The sequence below is a fragment of the Methanosarcina sp. WWM596 genome (assembly GCF_000969965.1).
GTDB lineage: Archaea > Halobacteriota > Methanosarcinia > Methanosarcinales > Methanosarcinaceae > Methanosarcina.
Genome location: NZ_CP009503.1, coordinates 1952418 through 1974926 on the forward strand (window position 1 = coordinate 1952418; position 22509 = coordinate 1974926).

The 22509-nt window shown below is 39.8% G+C and carries 20 protein-coding genes; 13 read left to right on the plus strand and 7 right to left on the minus strand.

The window, feature by feature from the left end; translation table 11 throughout:
• Positions 1 to 588: 588 nt before the first annotated feature.
• Positions 589 to 1227, plus strand: coding sequence for a MarC family protein (locus MSWHS_RS08635; protein WP_048127942.1), 639 nt, complete (start codon positions 589 to 591; stop codon positions 1225 to 1227).
• A 118-nt stretch (positions 1228 to 1345) separates the two neighbouring features.
• Here the strand turns inward: MSWHS_RS08635 and MSWHS_RS08640 are convergent, their stop codons facing one another.
• Positions 1346 to 2617: a helix-turn-helix domain-containing protein gene (locus MSWHS_RS08640; RefSeq protein WP_048130357.1), complete on the minus strand. Its 1272-nt coding sequence runs from the start codon at positions 2615 to 2617 to the stop codon at positions 1346 to 1348.
• Positions 2618 to 3113: 496 nt separating this feature from the next.
• Between MSWHS_RS08640 and MSWHS_RS08645 the strand changes: the two genes are divergently transcribed.
• Positions 3114 to 4358, plus strand: coding sequence for an IS110 family transposase (locus MSWHS_RS08645; protein ID WP_048158641.1), 1245 nt, complete (start codon positions 3114 to 3116; stop codon positions 4356 to 4358).
• 488 nt (positions 4359 to 4846) lie between these two features.
• Here MSWHS_RS08645 and MSWHS_RS19245 read toward each other — a convergent pair whose 3' ends face one another.
• From MSWHS_RS19245 to ppsA, 3 genes are all read right to left on the minus strand, one after another.
• Entirely contained in the window at positions 4847 to 5011 is a 165-nt protein-coding gene (locus MSWHS_RS19245; RefSeq protein ID WP_082088089.1) for a zinc finger domain-containing protein, read from the minus strand.
• Positions 5012 to 5019: 8 nt separating this feature from the next.
• The gene (locus MSWHS_RS08650) at positions 5020 to 5229 is read right to left on the minus strand and encodes a hypothetical protein (protein ID WP_156148131.1); all 210 of its coding nucleotides are present in this window, start codon (positions 5227 to 5229) and stop codon (positions 5020 to 5022) included.
• A 240-nt stretch (positions 5230 to 5469) separates the two neighbouring features.
• Positions 5470 to 7887 carry a phosphoenolpyruvate synthase gene (gene ppsA / locus MSWHS_RS08655; protein ID WP_048127937.1) on the minus strand — a complete coding sequence of 806 codons (2418 nt, stop codon included), beginning with the start codon at positions 7885 to 7887 and terminating at the stop codon, positions 5470 to 5472.
• A gap of 593 nt (positions 7888 to 8480) precedes the next feature.
• Between ppsA and MSWHS_RS08660 the strand changes: the two genes are divergently transcribed.
• From MSWHS_RS08660 to MSWHS_RS08675, 4 genes are all read left to right on the plus strand, one after another.
• Positions 8481 to 8780 carry a carboxymuconolactone decarboxylase family protein gene (locus MSWHS_RS08660; protein WP_048127935.1) on the plus strand — a complete coding sequence of 100 codons (300 nt, stop codon included), beginning with the start codon at positions 8481 to 8483 and terminating at the stop codon, positions 8778 to 8780.
• A gap of 805 nt (positions 8781 to 9585) precedes the next feature.
• Positions 9586 to 9846, plus strand: a complete 261-nt coding sequence (locus MSWHS_RS20925; protein WP_048127933.1) for a hypothetical protein — start codon at positions 9586 to 9588, stop codon at positions 9844 to 9846.
• A gap of 121 nt (positions 9847 to 9967) precedes the next feature.
• On the plus strand, positions 9968 to 11164 hold the full coding sequence (locus MSWHS_RS08670; RefSeq protein ID WP_048130356.1) for an aldo/keto reductase: 1197 nt from the start codon (positions 9968 to 9970) through the stop codon (positions 11162 to 11164).
• Positions 11165 to 11589: 425 nt separating this feature from the next.
• Complete coding sequence (locus tag MSWHS_RS08675; protein ID WP_197074050.1) at positions 11590 to 13647, plus strand: PAS domain S-box protein; 2058 nt, start codon at positions 11590 to 11592, stop codon at positions 13645 to 13647.
• 17 nt (positions 13648 to 13664) lie between these two features.
• On the opposite strand, the gene MSWHS_RS08680 is transcribed toward MSWHS_RS08675, so the two are convergent.
• Entirely contained in the window at positions 13665 to 14231 is a 567-nt protein-coding gene (locus MSWHS_RS08680; protein WP_048127929.1) for a flavin reductase family protein, read from the minus strand.
• A gap of 974 nt (positions 14232 to 15205) precedes the next feature.
• On the opposite strand from MSWHS_RS08680, the gene MSWHS_RS08685 reads away from it, so the two are divergent.
• The 5 genes from MSWHS_RS08685 (at position 15206) to MSWHS_RS20225 (ending at position 18365) form a co-directional block, all read left to right on the plus strand.
• On the plus strand, positions 15206 to 15712 hold the full coding sequence (locus tag MSWHS_RS08685) for an Ig-like domain-containing protein (protein ID WP_048127927.1): 507 nt from the start codon (positions 15206 to 15208) through the stop codon (positions 15710 to 15712).
• Between the two features lie 475 nt (positions 15713 to 16187).
• A complete protein-coding gene (locus tag MSWHS_RS08695; RefSeq protein WP_231585722.1) occupies positions 16188 to 16517 on the plus strand; it encodes a hypothetical protein in 330 nt (109 codons plus the stop codon).
• Positions 16518 to 16538: 21 nt separating this feature from the next.
• Positions 16539 to 17051, plus strand: coding sequence for an Ig-like domain-containing protein (locus MSWHS_RS08700; RefSeq protein WP_082088088.1), 513 nt, complete (start codon positions 16539 to 16541; stop codon positions 17049 to 17051).
• Between the two features lie 319 nt (positions 17052 to 17370).
• The gene (locus MSWHS_RS08705; RefSeq protein WP_048127921.1) at positions 17371 to 17970 is read left to right on the plus strand and encodes an isoprenylcysteine carboxylmethyltransferase family protein; all 600 of its coding nucleotides are present in this window, start codon (positions 17371 to 17373) and stop codon (positions 17968 to 17970) included.
• A 101-nt stretch (positions 17971 to 18071) separates the two neighbouring features.
• Entirely contained in the window at positions 18072 to 18365 is a 294-nt protein-coding gene (locus MSWHS_RS20225) for a hypothetical protein (protein ID WP_156148129.1), read from the plus strand.
• Positions 18366 to 18741: 376 nt separating this feature from the next.
• On the opposite strand, the gene MSWHS_RS22145 is transcribed toward MSWHS_RS20225, so the two are convergent.
• Together MSWHS_RS22145 and MSWHS_RS21470 are read right to left on the minus strand one after the other, a co-directional pair.
• Positions 18742 to 18831, minus strand: a complete 90-nt coding sequence (locus tag MSWHS_RS22145) for a DUF2795 domain-containing protein (protein WP_231591959.1) — start codon at positions 18829 to 18831, stop codon at positions 18742 to 18744.
• 80 nt (positions 18832 to 18911) lie between these two features.
• Positions 18912 to 19064, minus strand: a complete 153-nt coding sequence (locus tag MSWHS_RS21470) for a DUF2795 domain-containing protein (protein WP_231585723.1) — start codon at positions 19062 to 19064, stop codon at positions 18912 to 18914.
• Positions 19065 to 19692: 628 nt separating this feature from the next.
• Here MSWHS_RS21470 and MSWHS_RS08720 point away from each other — a divergent pair.
• Together MSWHS_RS08720 and MSWHS_RS08725 are read left to right on the plus strand one after the other, a co-directional pair.
• The gene (locus MSWHS_RS08720) at positions 19693 to 20112 is read left to right on the plus strand and encodes a hypothetical protein (protein ID WP_048127916.1); all 420 of its coding nucleotides are present in this window, start codon (positions 19693 to 19695) and stop codon (positions 20110 to 20112) included.
• 834 nt (positions 20113 to 20946) lie between these two features.
• Positions 20947 to 22194, plus strand: coding sequence for a hypothetical protein (locus tag MSWHS_RS08725; RefSeq protein ID WP_048127914.1), 1248 nt, complete (start codon positions 20947 to 20949; stop codon positions 22192 to 22194).
• The last annotated feature ends 315 nt before the right edge of the window (positions 22195 to 22509 follow it).

Here is a 22509-nt window from a genome sequence, read left to right on the forward strand (position 1 = left end):
CTTCTCCTGATAGAGTGTTATCTTCTTACTTCCTCATCAAAGTATCGTAATATAAAACTCCCAAAAAAATTTAAACTCAGGACATCCAGATTATTCAGAACATCCAGTTTATATTACATTAACTGTTATATTTCAATGTTAAATAAACAGAATATAAAAAATCTGGTAAAATTCAAAGGTAACTAATGTGAACTACCCCTAAGCTAAAGACTTAACGGCTTCTCACTCCATAGAAGACCATCGACATCTCCACGAGCGTTAATTCGAGCTATACCATCCTACTGAGTTATGTCCATTCGTCCGTTTAGGCTTTACATGAAGACGAACTTGATACAGTGGATTTATTCAAGACTCATCGAGCCTGAAGGTGAACTCTTGGAAAAAGGTTGCTTGATTTTCACATACCTTAATCTAATATAATATTAGACGATGGTACATATGAAAGCAACACATATCAAAAATAATGTTGAGGAAGTTGGCGCTTATATCCCATGAAATTAAGATTTCATGAGTTTTACACTTCTCCCTATAAAAACGGCCAAATTATATATAAAACCTGGAGATCCTTTAAGGGGCAGGAGATAAAAAATGGTAGACGGAAACATCGGGTTTTTCATTTATGTATTCTCATCTATTTTTGTGGTTATAAGCCCTATCAGCGGAGTTGTAACTTTTATCTCCCTGACAAGCAAGATGACCTTCAAGGAAAAAAATGAAATCGCAAAAAAAGCCGTGTTTCTTGCATGTATAATCGCCCTATTTTTTGCAATTACAGGAAGTGTGATACTTAAATTATTTAGCATCAGTGTTGATTCACTTAGGGTTGCGGGGGGAATCCTGCTTTTCAGTATCGCATTTGACATGATGCATGCAAAAGTCTCAAGGGAAAGCATTACTGAAGAAGAAATTACTCAGTCCCAGGAACGGGAAGATATATGGGTCTTTCCGATCGCTCTTCCGCTCCTTACAGGTCCGGGTATGATCAGCACAGTAATTGTTCTTATGGGAATGGCAAATGGTGTTCCACAAAAAGCAATTGTTCTCGTATCGATTATACTTTCATTCATACTCTGCCTGTTTATCTTCCTCTTCTCGAGGAGGATCCACAAGTTTATAGGATATAATGGAATGCTTGTCTTTACAAGGCTCATGGGGCTTTTGCTTGCGGCTCTTGCAGTAGACCTGACTGCCACGGGAATAATAAGTATATTCGGGCTGGTAATTTGAAACCTTCAGGTTTGAGAGTCCAAAACTCTTGAACCTTCAAAATTCTAAAACAGAAAGGGTTATCAGTCAGGATCTTCAGGCAAAGCCATCAGGCAGAGCTGGTTATTCCTGTTTTTTGTTATTCCGGTTTTCCGTTATACTGCCGATTCACATACTCGATCAGTTTACTGCCTGTGAGCCTTTCACTTGAGGGACCTATGCGGATATAGAACTCTTCGTTATTTTTATTCGGGTTGAGAAAAACAGCCTTATCACTTTTTTTACAGTCGATTTCCAGGACTTTTTTGCCGTTTACAGGCACAAGGGTGTACTCTATCATGGGGGCATAGTTAAGACCTATATGCTGCTTTATGAGCTGTTTGAAATGTAAGAGGAACTTATCCTCGTTCGGAAAACCGTCTTTTTTGATTCCCAGAACCTCCCCACTGTTGGAGACCCCAACAAGAAGAATGCCGCCGTCGGTGTTCAGGTAAGCGATTATTGTCTTCAGTACTGCGTGTTCTATATTCCAGTCAGGCTTTTCGGTAATAAGGTTCATTCGCAACGTGGACTTGAACTCAAGTTTCTTGCTCTCCCCCCGCCTGATCAACTCCAGAATGTAGTCAGAATCATTTTCAAGCTTCACTGCTTCCCGAATAAGTTCAAGCTTCTTGCGGATATGGGTTATACTCTTGGGATAAGTTGAAAGCCTGCACTCGAAAACGCTTAGCTGGGAAATTAGTTCCTTTGTAATATTTTTTATTTTAAGGACCTCAAGCTGGATCTGCAGGTCTGGGAGATAAAGTTTGCTATGTGTAAGAGAATCAAGATCCACATCAGGAAAAGATGAAATTCCAGGAAGAAGAGGGACAGCCGAGCCCGAAAGTACAGAAGTGTTTTCCTCGGTTTCCGCACACATATTTTCAACCGAAGCTTCGCCTGCAAATTTGGTTTCATTTGCCGCCAGGGGGGAGATTATTCTTGAAAATCCGGATTCTCCTGAAAAAGAAGCATCTTCTGCAGTGTTATGCAGGGCCAAAACCTCAGAGAGCGCCGTAGCTGGCTCTTCGGGTTCCCGGGTTTCAGGTCTCAGGATAAAACCCCTCGCCTCCCAGGCTTTCCTGACCTTCAGGCCGAGAGGATTGTTGAAAAAGTCCGCAAGGTATCCCGAACTTGCCTTCTCAGGATCAAGAACAAGCTGAATGTAAACCCGAAAATTGCCTCCTGTCCCGGGAAGAGAACTGACGGCATTCAGTTTTTCATGAAGGGGAAGATAGAGGGAGTTTTCTTCTTCGGTAAAACCGTACTCGAGGTCAGGATCAGGAAAATTGACCTTCAGCATAAGGTCAAAGAGGCTTGTCGGCTTCAGGCCATACTGGCTGCATAATGAATCTATTTCTTTTTCGACCATGCAGATCAAACAGAGTGGGTTTCTGGTATTAAAGTTGTTTTAAAGTTGTTTTCGGGGTTATGTAATTGTTGAGGTTGATGCAACGTATTGAATTTAAAAACTCATATACTTTTTTCTTTTACCATATTGGGGCAAAAAAGATGGTCTCAGCCCCAGAAAGCGCATAAGAAAAAACAAACAGTTCCAGCTTCGGATATTTTGAATAATATTAACCGGGCAATCAAAGAACATCAATCCCGGAAGTTCCCGGAAAAACACACATGAAATTCTTCGAATAACATGCCCAAATAAATGAAAGTCCTTTTCACTTACCTTTTTTGTATATTAACTCCATCATTCTCTTAGGACAGGAAAGTTGTCTTTTATTTGGCTCTTCGAAGCCGTAGAAAAACTAACCATTGAATTGCCCTCGAAGGCTCAAATGTGACTTTGATCACGGATGCCAAATTGCCTTTTAGGTAATTCTACTGTCCTATAAATGATGGAGTAATGTAAATTGGCAGGAGAAATAAACAAATCTTGCGGTTTAGATATCCACAAAAGTTTTTTGATTGCTACTATCCTCAGCAGATCCGGTGAAAAACAGCAACAGCGTATCAAGAGAGACGATGATGGAATTTTAAGCCTTAGAAATTGGGTTACATCAGAAAAATGTGACGTTGTTGCATGTGAATCAACAAGTGACTTTTGGGTCCCTATTCATGATTCATTGATAAAACATCTGCCTTTTATAGTTGGAAATGCTCGCGACATGAAAGCATTTACACATAAAAAGACAGATAAAATAGATTCCGAAGTCATTGCAAAACTTGCACTGAATGGCATGGTTCAACCATCAAGAGTTTTCCCAAAAAAACACAGAGAATATCGTTCATACATTCGGCTTCGCCACAAACTTGTACAAAAAAGAACGGATATAAAAAATGAAGCTCATGCCATTCTCGCACCTGAAATGTTTAATCTAAAAGATGTGCTGACAGACATTTTTGGAAAAAATGGTAGAGAGATATTATCAGGAATCTCTTCAGGTAAAAATGTTGACCAGATTATACAAAACCTTTCTCCAAATGTTCGTAAAAAAAGCGCTCAGATCCGAGAGCTTCTGGACAGAGAAATCTCCCAGAGTGCTGCAATCAGGCTTCAGATATGTTTGAAGCTAATAAAGAATTTTGACGATTCAATCGAACTTTTGGGAAAGGAAATTTTCAATTATGCTTATGGAAATCATAAGCGAGAAATGGAAATTTTAAAATCTGTTCCAGGCATAGGGGAACTTGGTGCGGCAACTTTAATCGCTGAAATAGGTGATTTCAAAGATTTTGCTTCAGGGGACAAGCTTGCTTCATGGCTTGGACTGGTTCCTAATGTGTACCAATCTGCAGATAAATACCACAATGGAAGGATCACTAAGAGAGGATCAAAGGTAGCAAGGTGGATTCTAATACAGATTGCTCAAGCAGCAGCAAGAACAAAAAATAGCAAGTTAAAAGAGTTTTTTAACAGAAAAAAGAAGTCAATTGGACATGCAAAGGCGATTGTTGCCCTGGCAAGGAAAATTGCAACGATAATATGGCACCTTATCACAAATGATGAGATGTACGAAGATGAAACGGGATATATCAAGGGAGAAGTTCAAAGGAGGAAGATTGTTGAGACCGAGATATTTTCGGTTGATGAACGTATCTCAATAATTAGTGAAATATTCGCAATTGTTGAAAAAAAGAAACCTGACATTAAGTGAAGGCGAAGTATCCTCACGTCCACATTCCGGACCCTGGCTTCTATTTAACAGGACAAAAATGCTATATTTGCTTCCAACATAATCAGAAATTCTGAATGAGGGTCCGGAGTGTGAAATCAGAGGTACTTTCATGCCAAATAAAAGATAATCCAAAAACAGTTTCCTGACCCGAAATTCATCTCGTTAATTGGTCAGAGCCAGGTTTGCTTGATACATGTTTTAAGATTTGCAGTTCAGATATTAACCATCTCGACAGTATATTGGCTTCAGGGATGGTTAATATCTGTTTAACCATATCTGTTTTACCTTGAAAATCAGTTATCTGTTTTACCTTGAAAATCAGTTATCTGTTTTACCTTGAAAATCAGTTATCTGTTTTACCTTGAAAATCAGTTATCTGTTTTACCTTGAAAATCAGTTATCTGTTTTACCTTGAAAATCAGTTATCTGTTTTACCTTGAAAATCAATTATCTGTTTAATATCCTCTTTAAATGTTAGCCGTCTCCTGGACTGCGGATTGAGTGGTTGCACTGATCGACGTAACTGAGGATGTGCACCCGCATTTTCTGCAGTAGTAAAAGTTATTCGAACCAATTACCTGTTTTTTAAGAGGTGTGCCGCACCTGGCACACTTCGATGGAAACTCAAACATATCTCTACTCACTCCATAATCATTAGTGGTTCAAGCCTTGCAGTTTCTTTTCTTGTCCAGTACCCGCACACAGTACAATATTGAAATCCTCTGAAAAGATCATTTTCAAGTTTGGAATGGCATTCCGGACATCTTTTCAAAAAAAGCATATTTTTTGGCTCTTTTTTATCCCCAATAATTTGTGTTTTGGTTATTTTTTGCATAATTATTGCTTCCATTGTATTTTTTTTCACTCCCAATATGTATATTTACTGCATCACGTATATATATTTTCCCTTATCGCAGTATTTGTGGTGCAGGTATAGGTATATCCTGTAAATGTATACAGCCATTGAACTACAATAATTGGCATTAATCAACAGCCACTGATCGACAGCTGCTGATAAACGGCCGCTGAGAATCATCGGCTGAAATGGCAACCTCATAAAAAATAAGTCAAGAGATTCTCGGATAGTTTTTCAGTGCCTTCCTAACTTCTTTTCAGTTTCGAGAACCTTAAGGGTGATTTTCATAACAGAGTCTGGATTAAGGGAAATAGAATCGATTCCCTCTTTTACCAGGAATTCTGCAATCTCAGGGAAATCACTCGGAGCCTGCCCGCAGATCCCACTGTGCCTTCCATTGCGTTTTGCTCCCTGCACTGCCATTGACATGATTTTCATAACTCCCGGGTCCCGCTCATCGAATTCTGCAGCTAGCAGTTCAGAGTCGCGGTCAACTCCGAGGGTCAACTGGGTCAGGTCGTTTGAGCCTATAGAGAAGCCATCAAAGAATTTGCTGAACTCGTCGACAAGCAGGACGTTATTGGGAATTTCGCACATAACATAGACTTGAAGCCCATTTTCTCCGCGTTTGAGCCCGTTTTTCTCCATCTCGGCAATGACTTTTTTCGCTTCCCCAATGGTCCGGCAGAAGGGGATCATAAGAATAAGGTTCGTAAGCCCCATTTCATCCCTGACCTTTTTCATAGCCCTGCACTCAAGGGCAAAACCTTCCCTGTAGCGTTCATCAAAGTAACGGGAAGCACCCCTGAACCCTATCATGGGATTATTTTCATCCATTTCAAAATAGCTGCCCCCAACAAGACTTGCATATTCGTTGGTCTTGAAGTCGCTCATTCTGACCACAACTGGCTTCGGGTAAAAAGCTGCAGTAATCATCCCGACGCCTCTGGCAAGCTGCTCGACAAAATAATCTTCCTTTTTCCCATATCCCCATGTCAGTTTTTCGATCTCCCGAAGCTCTTCCGGGTCTTTGACTTTTTCCGGGTGCACAAGGGCCATAGGGTGGACCTTGATATAGCTTGTGATAATGAACTCGAGCCTTGCAAGCCCGATCCCGCCGTTAGGAATCATGGAATAAGCAAAAGAGCTGTCCGGGTTCCCAAGGTTCATCATAATCTCGGTTTTGGGGCGTTCCAGGTCTTTGAGGCTGAGGGTATCTTTATGGAAGGGGAGGATGCCTGCGTATACAAGCCCGTCTTCTCCTTCGGCACAGCTCACGGTAATTTCCCTGCCTGTTTCGAGGATTTCAGTTGCATTTCCAGCCCCAACAACCGCAGGGATTCCGAGTTCCCGGCTGACAATAGCCGCATGGCAGGTCCGTCCCCCTTTGTTTGTAACAATAGCAGCTGCGGTTTTCATAACCGGCTCCCAGTCAGGAGTCGTTGTGTCCGCAATCAGGACCTCTCCGGGCTTGAAAGAGGGAAGGTACGAAACATCAGGAATCACACGGACCTTTCCGGATGCGATCTTGTCTCCTACGCTCCTGCCTTTTGCAAGGACTTCGGATTTCTCTTCAAGGACATAGGTTTCCAGCACATCCTTTTCTCTCTGGGACTGGACGGTTTCGGGCCTTGCCTGCACTATGAAGAGTTCTCCTGTTATGCCGTCCTTTGCCCACTCGATATCCATGGGCCTGGATTCCCTGTACTTGTTAGAATAATGGTCTTCAATATCGATCGCATACCCGGCAAGCTTGAGCACCTCTTTGTCATTAATACAGAAGCGCAACCTTTCAGCTTCAGGAACCTCCACGTTCCGGGTGAGCACTTTGGAATCTCCCCTGCCGTAGATCATCTTGATTTCTTTGCTTCCCATCTTCTTCTGGATTATCGGCTTGTATCCTTCCTTGAAAGTCGGCTTGAAGACGTAGAACTCATCAGGGTTGACCTGCCCTTGCACAATATTTTCTCCGAGCCCATATGCCCCGGTAATGAAGACCACATCTCTAAAACCCGTTTCCGTATCGAGAGTAAAAATAACCCCACTGGAAGCCAGGTCAGATCTGACCATTTTCATGATTCCTATGGAAAGAGCTACCTTGAAGTGGTCGAAATTGTTGGTTACGCGGTAGGAAATGGCTCTGTCCGTAAAGAGTGAGGCAAAACAGCGTATACAGGCATCCCGAAGCTCTGGATAGCCCCGGATATTGAGGTAAGTCTCCTGCTGCCCTGCAAAAGAAGCAGTTGGCAGGTCCTCAGCCGTTGCCGAACTCCGCACAGCTACATCCGTATCTTCTCCGTATTGCTTGCATAGGCGGTCATAGGCTTCTTTGATCTCTCCCCAGAGGTCATCCGGAATTCCGGCTCCAAGGATCAGGTCCCTTGTAATCTTCCCTCTTTTTGCAAGGTCTGCAACATCCGCAGTATCAAGCCCTTCCATTACCTTTTTGAGCTTTTCGAGAATTCCTCCGGCTTTCAGGGTATGCCAGTAAGCTTCAGAAGTTACTGAAAAGCCATTTGGAATCCTGATTCCTTTTGAAGTAAGTTCCCTGTACATTTCCCCAAGGGAAGCATTCTTCCCGCCAACCAGCGGGACGTCCTCAATCGTGGTCTCTTCAAACCAGCGGATGTATTTGTTTTTATCTCCAGGCATATTTCCCAATTCCCCTCATAAGCCTTGTTTGAACCAAGTAAGTACTGCAAAACATTTATATTTTAATTGTTTTGTAGGAAAGTTACCTAAAAGCGCATGGATCCAACATCAGAACAGAAACTTTCCCGAATTTAATTTAAAACCCTATATTAATTATGCTCTAATGAAAGAAATGAGTTTGCCTACATATTTATAATTGTTTTAAAGTATTCGCACAAAATGGAAAATCAGACTAAATTAAAAAGACTCGTACTTCCGGGTGCTGTTATGTTATTGAAATAAATTGAGCACTCCTAAAAAATGCTGAAAAATAGCATATTTAACTTTTGTGTCCTTAATAATATACTGAAAGCCTATGTGCTATCTAATAAGGAATATAACATTCCATTAATCAGCATAAATTGAATCATAATAAAGTGAGAAATAAAGCAATCACAATAAGTTCAAAAACAGGAAAACTTCTACCCTTAAGGTCAAATACTTTAAAATTAATTAGTCCTTGGACAAAGTGAATGTCAAATAAGATCTTACAAATGTAAAAATCGTATTAAGTTTGGAGTCCTATTAATACATATTAGAATGGAGATAATGACATGCCAGAACATCCCCTTAAAGTTATAATGGACAAAGACCCTGAATTATTTTCCCTGCTTGAAAACACGCAAGAACTTTCTTTTACAGAAGATGGAATTCCTCTTAAGTACAAATTCCTTATTGCAATGGCTCTGGACGCAGCTAATGGTGCGGTTGACGGGGTAAAAGTCCTTGCAATTCAGGCTATGCAGGAAGGAGCAACAAAAGAAGAGGTAATGCAGGCAATAAGGATAGTTCAGTATATTTTTGGAGTCGGAAGCGTTTACACAGCTGCAAGAGCCCTGAATGACGTCTTGTAAAAATCCAAACGCTTATAAAACTTTAATTTTCAAAAAGTAAAAAATAGTAATTTCACTATTTTTATAAGTGGGGGGACTAAATATTATAAAGTATCTATTATAAAGTATCTATTATAAAGTATCCATTATAAAGTATCTATTATAAATTCTCTGGGGACTAAATATAGAGTACCTATTATAGAGTATCTATAGAGTATCTGGAAAAACTCTTTTGTTTCCTTATCCAAATCCCCTACTCCACCCTACTCTCAAAAACAGATGCCTTCCTTCCTTCCTTCTAAACTTTTTCTTACCTCATTTCTAAACTTTAATGCATAGAAATTTCTTATTCTCTGAATAACAAAGTACTTATAATACTATAACTGACTAATCAGTCAATTCAAGAGATAAAACATGAAAAAACAGATTGAGGACAAAAGAACAAACATCATAGAAACAGCCCTGAAACTCTTCACTTAAAGAGTTTTCCATGGCACCTCCACTGCTCAGATTTCAAAAGAAGCAGGTGTAACCACAGGCACTCTCTTTAACTAATTTCCTACAAAGGGAACCTCATAAATAGCCTCCATTTTGAGGTAAAAGGGGGATTAAGCCGCAGCGTGGGAAAAGGAATCGAGATTGAAAGCAGTTCAGATCCGTCACTGAATAAAAGTGAGCTTATAGAGAACGGATCCCGAACCGGGATTTACATCCCAGTACATAAAATGCGAGTAAAATCTGGAAAAATGTCCCCAGCACCTTGAAATTCCCACAATACTTGAATCTATTGCGGAGGAACTTGAAGGGCCTGATCTGGAGGCGAGAGTTGCCATGGCAAAACAGGTGTTCAAGAATTATTAAAAGAAAAAATAACTCAGGTGCCCGGGAATCCATAAATAACTCAGGTGCCCGGGAATCCATAAATAACTCAGGTGCCCGGGAATCCATAAATAACTCAGGTGCCCGGGAATCCATAAATAACTCAGGTGCCCGGGAATCTATAAATAACTCAGGTGCCCGGGAATCCATAAATAACTCAGGTGCCCGGGAATCCATATTTCGAACCCCTACCAGGATAGGAAAATAATACTTGACTATTGGTCATTTTGTTGGTATTATATCAGTAAAATAATCTCTGTTTTTTCGGGAATTAATGGTGGAAACCCTTAAAAATCAAAGGAAACAACTTAAAACAGAAGGTAATGGAAATGCTGTACAGAAAAATACCAGGGAACGGAGACGAACTTTCGATACTTGGGTTCGGATGTATGCGCCTTCCTCTCAAAGAAGGAAAAATAGACGAAGAAAGAGCCAGGCAGCAGGTGCGCCATGCAATCGATCACGGGGTAAACTACATTGACACAGCATGGCCGTACCACATGGGAGAAAGTGAGCCTTTTGTGGGTAGAGCTCTTGCTGACGGGTACAGGGAAAAGGTTAAACTCGCAACAAAACTTCCCTCCTGGACCTTGAAAAGCCATGAAGACATGGACAGAATTCTGAATGCTCAGCTTGAGAAGCTCAGGACAGACCACATAGATTATTATCTTGTACACGGGCTTGTGGGAGCTCTGTGGGACAAAATGGAAAAACTTGATGTTTTGAGTTTTCTTGATCGGGCAAAGGCTGATGGGCGCATAATCAATGTGGGGTTCTCTTTCCACGGGTCAGTTGATGATTTTAAGCGAATTGTGGACGCATACCCCTGGGTTTTCTGCCAGATCCAGTATAATTTTCTGGACGAAAAGAATCAGGCAGGAACCGAAGGACTGGAATATGCGGCTTCAAAGGGATTGGGCGTAATTATAATGGAGCCCCTGCGCGGAGGGAAACTGACACATCCCATACCTTCTGCAGTACAGGAAATCTGGGACAAAGCCGGGGTAAAACGCACACCAGCCGAATGGGCGCTTCGCTGGATCTGGAACCGCTCCGAGGTTACGGTTGTACTTTCAGGCATGAATGATGAGTCGCATATCGAAGAGAATCTGAGAGTAGCAAATGAAGCTTATCCAAATTCCCTTACAGAAGCTGAATTGCAGTTAGTAAAGAAAGTGGAGCAGAAATACAGGGAACTTATGAAAACAGGCTGCACTGGATGCAGGTATTGCACACCCTGCCCTTCGGGAGTGGACATACCGGGTTGTTTTGAAATCTACGATAACTTTTACCTCTCAGGGAATGAAAAAGAAGCAAAACTCATGTATGCGGCAAAACCCGGGGGAATAATAAGAGGTGACTTCATGGGATATGCTTCGCAGTGCGTACAATGTGGAGAATGCGTTGAAAAATGCCCGCAGCATCTGGATATACCCACCCTGCTTGAAGCCGTTGCAAAAGAATTTGAGGGAAAAGACTTCAAGGGCTGGCGAGTCATGGCCAAAAAGGCTTTTGGGAAAGAATAAAGGTCAGAGGCTATAACCCTGATTTACCTGATCTGACGACCTTTCACCATTGACGACCTTTCACCATTGACGACCTTTCACCATTGATGGTCTTTCACCATTGATGGTCTTTCACGCGTTAATATATCAGTTTTAAATTTAGTAAACAGTTTTATCCGATTATGATAAAAAAGTACTGGAAATGTATCTATAGATAAAATTTTATCCTTTAAATTTCATATATATTGCATCTGGAAAGTGAAGGAAGTTCACAAAACAAATTTTTATGCAAAAAGAATTCAGAAAGCACATAATCTGAATTTTTTACCCATTTTTAAAAAAGGAGATAAGGATTTTACTCTTGAGTCAGGATGTTAAAAAAGTCAGGAAATATCCGGTTAATCAGGAAGAGAATTCCAATACTGCCTGAAAATGAGGGGGCTATTATGAGTTGTTCAGGTACGGTTTTTGATATTAATAGCAGAATAAAGTCAAAGGAATCGATAAGGTATAAGCTGGAAATAGAGGAGGTATTGCTCGAAATTTCCAACATGTTTATAGCTCCTGCCAACCTTGAGAAGGATATCGATGTTGCACTCGAAAAGATTGGTATGCTCTGTGGGGCTGGCAGGAGTTATATATTCCTGATTCGAGAAAACGGAACTATCTTCGACAACACGCATGAATGGTGTGCTGAGGGAGTGGAGCCTGAGAAAAACAACCTTCAAAATGTTCTATGCGAGGAATGCCCCTGGTGGATGGAAAAACTTTCCAATGATGAAGTCATCCATATCCCCGATGTTTCAGCCCTGCCTCCGGAGGCAGCAATGGAGAAAGAGGTGCTCGGAAAACAGGGGATTAAATCCCTTATTGTGTTACCTCTGTATGTAAGTGGAATGCTTGCAGGTTTCATGGGACTGGACAATGTGGTTAATACCGGGAACTGGGGAAAAGATGATGTGTCCATACTCAGAATAGCTGTAAACCTGATGGGGATGGGGATACAGCGCAAAAGGGCGGAAAAAGCAATACATGTAGGGGAAGAAATCTACAGGTCCATGTTTAAGAATGCTGCCAACCTTATTCTTTTTGTTGACAAAAAAGGGGTTATTGTTGAGTGCAATTCCCGCGTAGAAGAGCTCCTGGGTTACAGGCAGGACGAGCTCATAGGGCGGCCTATAAAGAACCTCATATTTTCAGATTGCCTGAAAAAACTTAAGGAGGCTTCTGACGAGATCGAACGCAGGGGTTTTTCCTTCAACAAAGAGTACAGGATTTTTCGAAAAGATGGAAGACCTGTGGATGTAAATGTCAATTCTTCGGGTTTAAAGGACGAAAATGGACACCAGATCCAGACTATTTTCATAGTAGAAGACATTACTGAGCGTAAAAAAGCAGAAAAGCTGATTAAGGAGAGCGAAAGCCGGTACAGCTTTCTGTTTCAAAATAACCGCGCGGTAATAATGCTGCTTGATCCCGAGACCGGGAATATACTTGATGCAAATTCGGCTGCCTGTGTTTACTATGGATACCCGAGAGAGAAAATGCTCAGCCTGAACATTGCTGATATCAATATCCTTCCAAAAGAACAGATCCTGGAAGGGCTGGAACAGGAAAAGTCCAGGGACATAAACCATTTCTATTTTATTCACCGCTTATCAAACGGAGTGTTGAGGGATGTTGAAAGATACAGCTATCCCATTTTGATGGATGGGAAAAAACTCCTGTTTGCAATCGTTTCGGATATAACGGATAATCGAAAAATGCAGAGTGAGCTTATGAAAGCAAAAATGGAAGCCGAACTTGCCAGTAAAACAAAAAGCGAATTTCTGGCAAGCATGAGCCATGAACTGAGAACCCCTCTGAACTCTATCATAGGTTTCTCGGATATGCTGCTCACTCAGAATTTTGGTCCGCTTAATGATAAACAGCTGAGGTATGTCAGCAATATCTCTATGAGCGGAAATCATCTCCTGAAGCTGATAAACGATATTCTGGACCTCTCCAAGGTTGAAGCCGGGAAGATGGAACTTAAGGTAGAGGAGTTTTCCGTATCCGATTTGATTTCTGAAGTTAAGGCTTTACTGACCCCTCTGGCATCAAAGAAAGATATCCAGATCCTAAGTACGGTTGATAAAGAGCTGACTATCATAAGGGCCGACAGGATGAAGTTCAGGCAGATCTTATACAATCTGGTGGATAACGCTATTAAGTTCACCCCCAAAGACGGATACGTTATTGTTGAAGCCAGAATCGAGGAAGATCAAGCAAAAATTGTGGTCAGAGATACGGGGGTCGGGATCTCCGAAGCCGAAGCCAAAAAAGTCTTTCAACCTTTTACACAGCTTGAGAACTCCGAATACGGAGAACAGAAAGGGACAGGTCTTGGCCTTTCTCTTGTCAAGAAATTTGTGGAAATGCATGCAGGCAAAATCTGGGTTGAAAGCGAGTTTGAGGAAGGCAGTAAATTCATTTTTACCATACCCCTCAACCCGGCAAATTAATCAAAGGATGGGTTTTCTCAGGGCTTCTTTCCTATCGAAAAGGCTTTTCCCAGGTTACACCCGACACCGTAATAGCTCCTATTTCCTGTCCCGTATACCACAGGTCGGATTTTCTCAATATCAGGATTTCCGTTTTCATCGAGCACGGCTTCTTCGGCTTTTATGTCCATAATCTCTCCTACAAACAGGGTATGAAGCCCTATCTCCAGGCTGTGGAGAAGTTTGCACTCGAGGACAACTGGAAACTCTGCAATATAAGGAGCAGGCACAAGTTCGCTTCTTATAGGGGTAAGACAGGCTGCCTCAAACTTGTCCTCGTCTTTTCCGCTTGCAATGCCGAAATAATCGGTTTCTTTCACATAATCTTCAGAAGGGATATTTACAGTGAATGCCTTATTTTCCATAATCCCTGCATAACTGTAAGTAGCCTTTCTTAAGGATACGCTGATGCATGGAGGGTTTGAACAGCAGATCCCTGCCCAGGCTACAGTCATGGCATTTGGTTTTCCATTCATGTCGTAGGTTCCGACAACCCATGCTGGAGTCGGAAATGCAAGTGTCTTTGCTCCGATTGATTGTTTCATTGCTTAATCTTCTTTTCGATAATACAAAAAGGTTTTTCGAACTGGTATGACAGGCATCCTATTTGCTCTTTTTTCCGGTTATTTTTTCGATCTTTTTTGTTATCAATAGCAGTCAAAAGTGGCAACAAATTAATTTAACCGGTTTATTTGGCGGCAAATATATATATTGCCGATAATATAATCATTGATGAATATCTGAAAGAAGCGCGTCATTCAAATTCAAAATTAGAGGGGAATTTTTCTGTTCTGCTCAGGATTGGGGAACATTCTTTTTTCCAGTGAACATCGATTCTTCAGCCAGTAAAAAATTGGGGGATATAAGAGTATCAGGTGAATACAAATTTGGAGCTGCTGCAAATTGTCATTTGAAGTATTCGCCGCTGCTGCAATAATATACAGTTGCAAAGATTTCTCTTAATCAGGGTAGATTAAGGTTGAATTAGTGAAAAAGTAGCATATTAAAGGGGGTATAGGACTGACGAAGAAATATATACTTGGTGGCTTGTTGATGGGGACAGCCGTTGGAATTGCGGGAGGTTTGGTTGCCGGAATTACGATGAAGTATACTTATGATAAATATATTCAGGAGCAACTGCATAAAAAATTCAAATCCATTTTCGATGAAGTATCCAGAAGACATCAGAAATGCCTCATAATATAATAACAAATATCTAGAAAGAAGCACTCGATTCAAATTCAAAACTAACTGAAATTTTCTGTCCTGCTCAGGATTGATAAACACTACTTCTTTCGGTGAACATTTATTTTCCGGCCAGGACAAAACCAGGGGGGCAAGAATGCCAGGTTTGAAAGGTTGCTGCAAATTATCATTAGGAGCACTTGCTATTGCTGCAATAATATATACAATTGCAAAGACCTCTCAAAAGGATAGGAGTAAGATTAAGGTTGAATAAGTAAAAGATATTACAGGGGGTATAAAACTGACAAAGAAACATATACTTGGTGGACTGTTAATGGGGACAGCTGCTGGAATTGTGGGAGGTTTGGTTGCCGGAGTTACGCTGAAGTATATTTACGATAAATATATTCATGAGCAGCAAATGCATAAAAAACTCAAATCCATTCCCAGAAAGGTGTTTAAACGCGGCCCGGCTCCTGCTACAGTAAAATCTGTTTATCCGGATAGAGAAACTTTTTCTCATAACCTGAAATCCCCGATCTGGATCGAATTTGATGCACCTATAGACAGTTCTACTGTTACGAAAGATACAGTGATTGTCAAAAGTTCAGTATCCGATGAGCCTGTAGAAGGTTTCCTTGATGCAGGTAGCAGGATTCTGATGTTCCGGCCGTATGGGAAATATCCTGTAGAAAATGGCGGAGCCAAAATCTCTATTACTTTGATAGGAACAGATACCGGATCTGGAACCATTACAGATGCAAAGGGTGTTCCCCTTGATGGAGATCAGGATGGAAAAGCCGGTGGAGATTTTGAGTATAATTTCAGTATCATGAGGTGATAAAACTTTCTCTGAAAAAATCTTTTAAATTCTTTTTAAAACTCTTTTTTAAAATTTTCTTTTCATTTTTTCTTTTCATTCCGGGTTTTTTCAATAGGACTTCGGAAAAAAGAAATACCCTTTTTGTGCCAGGATTTCAATTTACTTTTATACGGAACAGAACTGTAACCTTCAAGCCAGAGAGTTGGTATTTCCTGTTTGTCTCAGAGTTTTCCCTGCAGAACTCCATATAAGATTTTCAATCAAAGCTTTACTTTAGTTTTCTATAGTCCTGTATTTTCTGCCTGTTTGAAAATCGCTATACTTTCACATTCAGTGTAAAATTTTTAATATATTGTATAGTTGGCGTTATATATTAGGTGTGATATAGGATAAATACAGGAGTATTAAGCTCAATTCCTTTCCTTTCCGAAATATATTAAAACAAGGGACTTTCCGGTAAGGAAAATATCAAGGGGGTGCAAGATTGTTAAATATGAATAGATATGGTAAGCTATTGCTTAGTGCATATATCATGAAGAAAATTAATCTAGGGGGATCCCAAAAGAGTAGGGGACTAATAAATAAATATGGAAAATTAGTTCTTGGGGCATATCTGCTTGAGAAACTCAAGTCAGAAAAATCTGAAAAAGAAGCAGTACCGAAAATGGAACTAGATGAAATAAAATTAAATGAAACAGGTGGGGGATTTTCAACGATGAAACTTGGTAAAGTATTCATAGGTGTGTTTGTCGGAGCTACAGCTATTTATGCTCTTAAAAAATACTCTGCTAAAACGTGTGGATATAAAATCAAAGTCCAATGAGACGAGTGGAGGGGAACGATTTTGCATAAAATTAATGGCTGGGGTAAATTTCTGCTGGGGGTAGTTGCAGGGGCTGTAATTGCATACACCGTTAAAAAGTATATGCGTAACAGGTCCTTTCCGGAGGCTTTCAAATCTCTACCCTTTCACTTCAAACAGGGACAGATTCCTCCAAAGGTAAAATCAATTTATCCTGACAGGCAGACATTTGCTTTCAGGCATGATTCCCCGATCTGGATCGAATTCGATATGCCCATGAATAATGCAAGCATTACGAATGAGACTGTAATAGTCAGAAGTTCAGCATTAGATGAGCCTGTTGAAGGATTGCTGGATTCGGGGTCCAGAATACTTATGTTCCGCCCATACGGTGATTATCCTATGGATGAGACCGGGGCTGAAATAACAATTACCTTACTTGGGAGCGAAACCGGATCTGGCTTCATAATTGACGAAAGGGGAATTGCTCTGGATGGTGATAACGACGGAAAAGCCGGAGGAGACTTTGTCTATACTTATAGGCTTATAAAATGAAATATCTACCCTCCGAAATAATCCCATTTTTTTTAACCTATTTTTTCAATTTATTTAGAGTTTGTCTTAAAATTCAAACCATTTCTACATTTGAAAATCTGGTTTTTACATGGTTGCAGGATGCATAAAAGCGGTATAATTCGTGTCGTTGGCTTTATATTGCGTGAATTTCTAATATTTACCGGGGTCTATAAATTAAGATTTTTAGATATTAATGTGGGAACATTTGGAAAATTGATTAATACCAGAAGATCTGACAGTTTTATTAATTTATAAAAATAAATATGAATATTCAAACAAAAGAAGGGGCGTACTGGAATTGGTCTCATCTACAATTATCCTTGTTTTTTGTCTGGTGGCATTTGCAGCTATTCACAGTTTTATGGCAAGCTTGCCCTTCAAACGCCGCCTCGTTCGAGTCCTGGGTTCCAAGGCAGACACATTGTATATGCCGGTATTCAGCATCATCGCGGTGATAACGATATCTCCGCTTGTTTATCTGCTCATCAAAAACCCAGGACCTATTCTCTACATAATACCTTCTCCCTGGCGCTGGCTGATGGTAGGTGTACAGTTGATTGCTGCACTTGTTGCTCCCAGAGCAATTCTTGATGCACCCCATAGATTCAAGATACGTTCACAGCTATCCGCACCAAAGACTCCTGAAGCAGGTCCCCTGAATATCCGGGGCATTTACCGATGGGTAAGGGACCCCTTCCTGTTCACAGGACTGATCATAATATGGTTTACTCCCTTTATGACAGTCAATCTGCTTGTCATATACATTTTGTCTACCATATACCTGTATCTGGGATCCCTGCACTGGGAAACAAGGCTGGTGACACAGTTTGGCGACGAATACCGGGAGTACCAAAAAAGGGTTCACAGAATAATTCCTCATTCAGGGGCGTATCGTTAAAGAATTTGTATAACTTTCTACCTGATAGAGACAGCTCTAACATGATGAGGACACTTGCTAGATCCAATTTTTGCAAAATATCATATTGAAAGGAAACAGGAATGGCATGGCAGTATGAAAAAGGTCACTGCACCAGAACTCCACAATCTCCTTCAGGTACCGGTTTTACCAGTATCTCAATAGAGCCAGGGTCCGTTCCGTGGAAGTATGGTTTCCCGGAAGAGTTTTTGAAGCACCTGGAAGAGATAGACAGTCCGAAGGAGGTATTGAAAGAGTTCCTGACGGGATCAGGGAGAAGATCAGACCGGAGATTATCAAGGAATTCAGAAGGGGCCAGGCTCAGGATTTTTGATCCGCTGGCAGTTGGTTCGAAAATCAACCCTCAAAAAGCCTAAACTCAGAACTAACAAAACCCACTTTTTTGCTTTCCTTTTCAGGCCTAAGCAAAAAATGAAGATAAAAAATAAGGTTCTTTCAAATAAGGTTCTTTCAAATAAGGTTCTTTCAAATAAGGTTCTTTCAAAACAAAATTTTTTTAAAACAAAGTTCCTTTAAAATTCCCCGATAACCTGAAATTAAAAAAAGAAGGCTGGATTTAACCCTTCTTTTCTCATCATATCCTTAATTACTCTCCTCTCCGTAACCATATACCTAACCAGTGGATGACAAACTCTTTTTGAGGAAAAATTTGGCCCTCAAAACTTTGAGTTTTGAGCTGATGTCACTTCTTTTCCTTGTTTGTGTTTCTGGCTGATTTACGCTAAAATGTAGTTATCGGCTCTGGAATTTGCCATTGAATTCCATGACGACATCGCCGACATTATTGTATTCCCGGTCTGGAAACTTTTCAAGAGTTCTAATAACTTCACTACGGGCATTGTTTTTTTAGTATATTCAATAAGTTGATTCTTCGTTGAAGGATATTTCAGGTTATGGAGAGCTTACACAGCCCTTTGAATGCCTTCGAATTGTTTAAGAACATCTGCAGTGCTATTGTATTCCTTGTCTGGTATACCCTCAATAGCCTGGATAACTTCACTACGGGCATTAAGACTTTTAGCTTTCCGATACGTTGACTCCTTGTTGCAGGATATCTCATCTCCCGGAAAGCTTGTACAGCTTTCTGAATCGAACTATGAACTTCAGTAGCAGAACTTGCTTGCATTTATTTTATCCCCCATTTTTTGGTTTTATTTGCAGTAGAATTTTTTGCTAACATAAGTGTTGCTTCATTTTTATCCAGAAGGACCTTAAGAACTTCCATGATTTTCCATATATGGATTTATTAACCCGGTTTGAACTTCTCCTGAGGAGTTTGTCTCTGGGTTCAGGTATCTATTGCCTTTTCCAATTAAGTTGCCACCCACCACATGATATTATATAATTATCATTAATCTGATATTCCAGAACTTCAATTTTATTCAGGAGATCGGCGGAACCTCTGTTAAATCGGTGGCTATGGATTTCATTATAAATATTTTTTATACATATTTGTCTTTTTTTGAGATGTAAATAGGTTGTATTGTGCGGAAATCTATTTCTGGTAGACATCGCAATAAGTAAAATAAATATATCAATAAATCCATAACTTATTAATTAAATTATTTCAGTTTGCAAAATCACACTGAATTGATTGTCCAGATTTATACCTCCGTAAAATAGTATTACATATCATATATAATAAATCAGTCAGTTAAATCGGGACTCAGGGAGGGAAATTGTATGACCAGAAAAACAGATGAAGTCGTCTGTCCAAATCCGGAATGTGAATATTATCTCGAGGAGGAAGGAAAAGCCATAATAAAGCGTGGAAAATACAGAACCGGCCACCAGAGATATTATTGCAAACATTGCAGAAAATTTTTCATGGATACAGTTGGTACAGCTGTTTACCGCAAACATCTGCCTGGAACTGAAATAAGGCTGATATATCGGCTTTTTCTCGAAAAAAATGGAATACGAAGTATTGAAAGGATAACAGGGCACCACAGGGATACAATAAGCAATCTGCTAAAAGGGACGGTAAAAAACGAAAAAACAGAAAAATATCTGATCGAACGGATCGGGTTGACAGCTGATGAATGTGGAAAGTTATGGGCTCTTTTAGAAAAAAAGAGGAATTCTTCCCAAAAGTCACCTTAAAGAAGAGTAGGCGATTATACCTCCAGGCATAAATAGACTGGATTCTATATCAAAAGCACATGTTCTCAAAAAATCAAAAATACATATTCTCATAAAACGTCATTAATAAATGTCATTGAGATACAGTCTTGCTTTCGGTAGGTTGACATTTAATTTTTTATACATTTCATTGATGATGATTATGAAATAATGCTCCAGACTTGCGTATAGTTGTTAGGTTTACATATGGTCCAAACATAATCTATCATACTAAACTTTATTGAAAAAAAATGATTCCGTTTTTATATGTATCTTGAAAGTTGAGCTACATGTTAATCAGTTTTAAGCATAACATACAGTTAGCTAATGTTCTAAAACGGTATCAAAAAAAAATATTCTAAATTCTAATGTCGACCTGCCGAATGTAAGTACAGTGCAAATTGAGTATTTTATATTATGACCCCAATTTTGCAAATTTTTAACTATTCAAGAGTTTGACATTTAATTTTTGCCATTTCTTTTCATACTTTACCAACCTAAGGTTACTAAAATTGTTCACGTAAGTCACTAATGCTAAAAATCTTCCTGCAGCATTTTTCTTTTTGGATTTTTTTCCAGGTCATGCACAAAGATTTGTCAAAGTAATAAGTATTTTATATGAGGACACATATTAATTATGGAACTTACGCACATTGGGAGTATCAGGGAAGCTTGAATGCGTTATTTACATAGGCTATATTTCCGACTGGAGTCAGGAAATCATGAAATTCTGAAATTTAGCCATTGTGAAAATACAAAATAATAGACCAAAATAAACAGTTTTTGAATGTAACACACAGGTAAGGAGTCAGAAACATGAGTAAAAGTACATTATTGAGGGCAGGATCCCTATTATTAGGTTTAATGCTTTGCCTGGTATGGGTACCGGCTGCATTTGCTCAATCAGAGGATGAAGGAGTTGCAAACGAAACAGTCCGTCCTCTCGTTACGTCTGAAATCATAATACATGAGATAAATCCCAGTTACTATGATCTGTATTTACAGCAGGGAGAGAGCAGCAGCTTCGATGTAAATTTCAGAAATAACGGTAAAAATGCAATTGAAGTAGAACCTAAAGTTGTAGCTGTGCCTTACAGCTTTTACGACATTGACGAAAGCTGGATTACCATACACCCGGCAAATACAATAGTAGATTCGGATGCAGAACAGGAATTTACCATTGAAGTAAATGTTCCCGAGGATGCGGATGGTGGGACCTATGAAACCTACGTAGCCTTTACAGATGACATAATCTTAGATCCTGAAGTAGATCCCTATCCTCAATATGTCAATGCAATGTCTCTTTCTGTTGGAGTCCCGATTTATCAGAAGCTTGAACTTCAGACACATTACATCTCTGACTCCGTTGAGGTCGGAAAGGAATATGTATACTCGATAAAAATCAAGAACGCAGCATTAAAGGATATTACCATCGACCCGGAACTGAGCAGATATATGTATGAGTATTCATTTAATGAATTCGGGCTTGATGATGATGCAATAGAAATCACTGCACCTTCAGTTTTAACTCCAGGTGAGATCGCTGACATGGTTATCCGTGTTCCTGTTCCAAAAAATGCCACAGGAACTTACAATGGGTTCATCAAAATGAATGTTGACGGGGGAGCATATGATGAATCTGACTCGCAAATAGACCTGTACTTTACAATTAGGCAGCAGCCTGCAGTTCCCTATGTGAAAACCTTTAAAACAAGAACCACCGATCCGATAACAATTGAAGTATCAACTTCTACGTACAGTTGGGATGCATGGATGCGTTCCTCGCCGAAAGATGAAGTCCCATCTTTTGAACTGAACCTGAAATACAATTTCAACCCTGTTGATATGAGCCTCATGAAATCAACGCAGGGAGACAGCGTAAACATTGGGTGGTATAATTTCCCGGTATGGTCAACTGATGATGACTCAATCTATCAAAATTACGACAGGTATTATACTGAAACGTATACGGTACCCGGAGCAATAGGAAACTGGGAGCTTTCAATACTCCCTAAAAATACTGAATATTTCGAATATTCGATAACTATCGGGGACTCTGAATAAAAGGCAAGGGTTCTGGCTAAAGTGGAAAAATGATGAGGGGTTAACAGGATCTTTCCTCCTTTTTCAGGGTTCTGTTATTTATATCCCTTAATTTTTCATATACTGTTTTTGGTGGTTCTTTTATATTTTATTGGTCTAATATAATAGCGCAATATATAGTTTTACTCTTAGTTTTTGTTACAATCAAAATATTTATCCCACCAAAATTCATAAAAATCTATTTTTTAACCCCATTTTTCATGAACTTGATTGTAAGTGTCAATTTCTCAAATTTTTTTTGATGAATTTTGTGGACCTAACATTTATGTGTTTCAA

What these genes read in the sequence shown, in the direction of transcription:
- MSWHS_RS08635 (WP_048127942.1), top strand. Translation starts at nt 589, where the DNA reads ATGGTAGACGGAAACATCGGGTTTTTCATTTATGTATTCTCATCTATT.
- MSWHS_RS08640 (WP_048130357.1), bottom strand. Translation starts at nt 2,617, where the DNA reads ATGGTCGAAAAAGAAATAGATTCATTATGCAGCCAGTATGGCCTGAAG.
- MSWHS_RS19245 (WP_082088089.1), bottom strand. Translation starts at nt 5,011, where the DNA reads ATGTTTGAGTTTCCATCGAAGTGTGCCAGGTGCGGCACACCTCTTAAA.
- MSWHS_RS08650 (WP_156148131.1), bottom strand. Translation starts at nt 5,229, where the DNA reads ATGGAAGCAATAATTATGCAAAAAATAACCAAAACACAAATTATTGGG.
- ppsA (WP_048127937.1), bottom strand. Translation starts at nt 7,887, where the DNA reads ATGCCTGGAGATAAAAACAAATACATCCGCTGGTTTGAAGAGACCACG.
- MSWHS_RS08660 (WP_048127935.1), top strand. Translation starts at nt 8,481, where the DNA reads ATGCCAGAACATCCCCTTAAAGTTATAATGGACAAAGACCCTGAATTA.
- MSWHS_RS08670 (WP_048130356.1), top strand. Translation starts at nt 9,968, where the DNA reads ATGCTGTACAGAAAAATACCAGGGAACGGAGACGAACTTTCGATACTT.
- MSWHS_RS08675 (WP_197074050.1), top strand. Translation starts at nt 11,590, where the DNA reads ATGAGTTGTTCAGGTACGGTTTTTGATATTAATAGCAGAATAAAGTCA.
- MSWHS_RS08680 (WP_048127929.1), bottom strand. Translation starts at nt 14,231, where the DNA reads ATGAAACAATCAATCGGAGCAAAGACACTTGCATTTCCGACTCCAGCA.
- MSWHS_RS08685 (WP_048127927.1), top strand. Translation starts at nt 15,206, where the DNA reads ATGGGGACAGCTGCTGGAATTGTGGGAGGTTTGGTTGCCGGAGTTACG.
- MSWHS_RS08695 (WP_231585722.1), top strand. Translation starts at nt 16,188, where the DNA reads ATGAATAGATATGGTAAGCTATTGCTTAGTGCATATATCATGAAGAAA.
- MSWHS_RS20225 (WP_156148129.1), top strand. Translation starts at nt 18,072, where the DNA reads ATGGCATGGCAGTATGAAAAAGGTCACTGCACCAGAACTCCACAATCT.
- MSWHS_RS08720 (WP_048127916.1), top strand. Translation starts at nt 19,693, where the DNA reads ATGACCAGAAAAACAGATGAAGTCGTCTGTCCAAATCCGGAATGTGAA.
- MSWHS_RS08725 (WP_048127914.1), top strand. Translation starts at nt 20,947, where the DNA reads ATGAGTAAAAGTACATTATTGAGGGCAGGATCCCTATTATTAGGTTTA.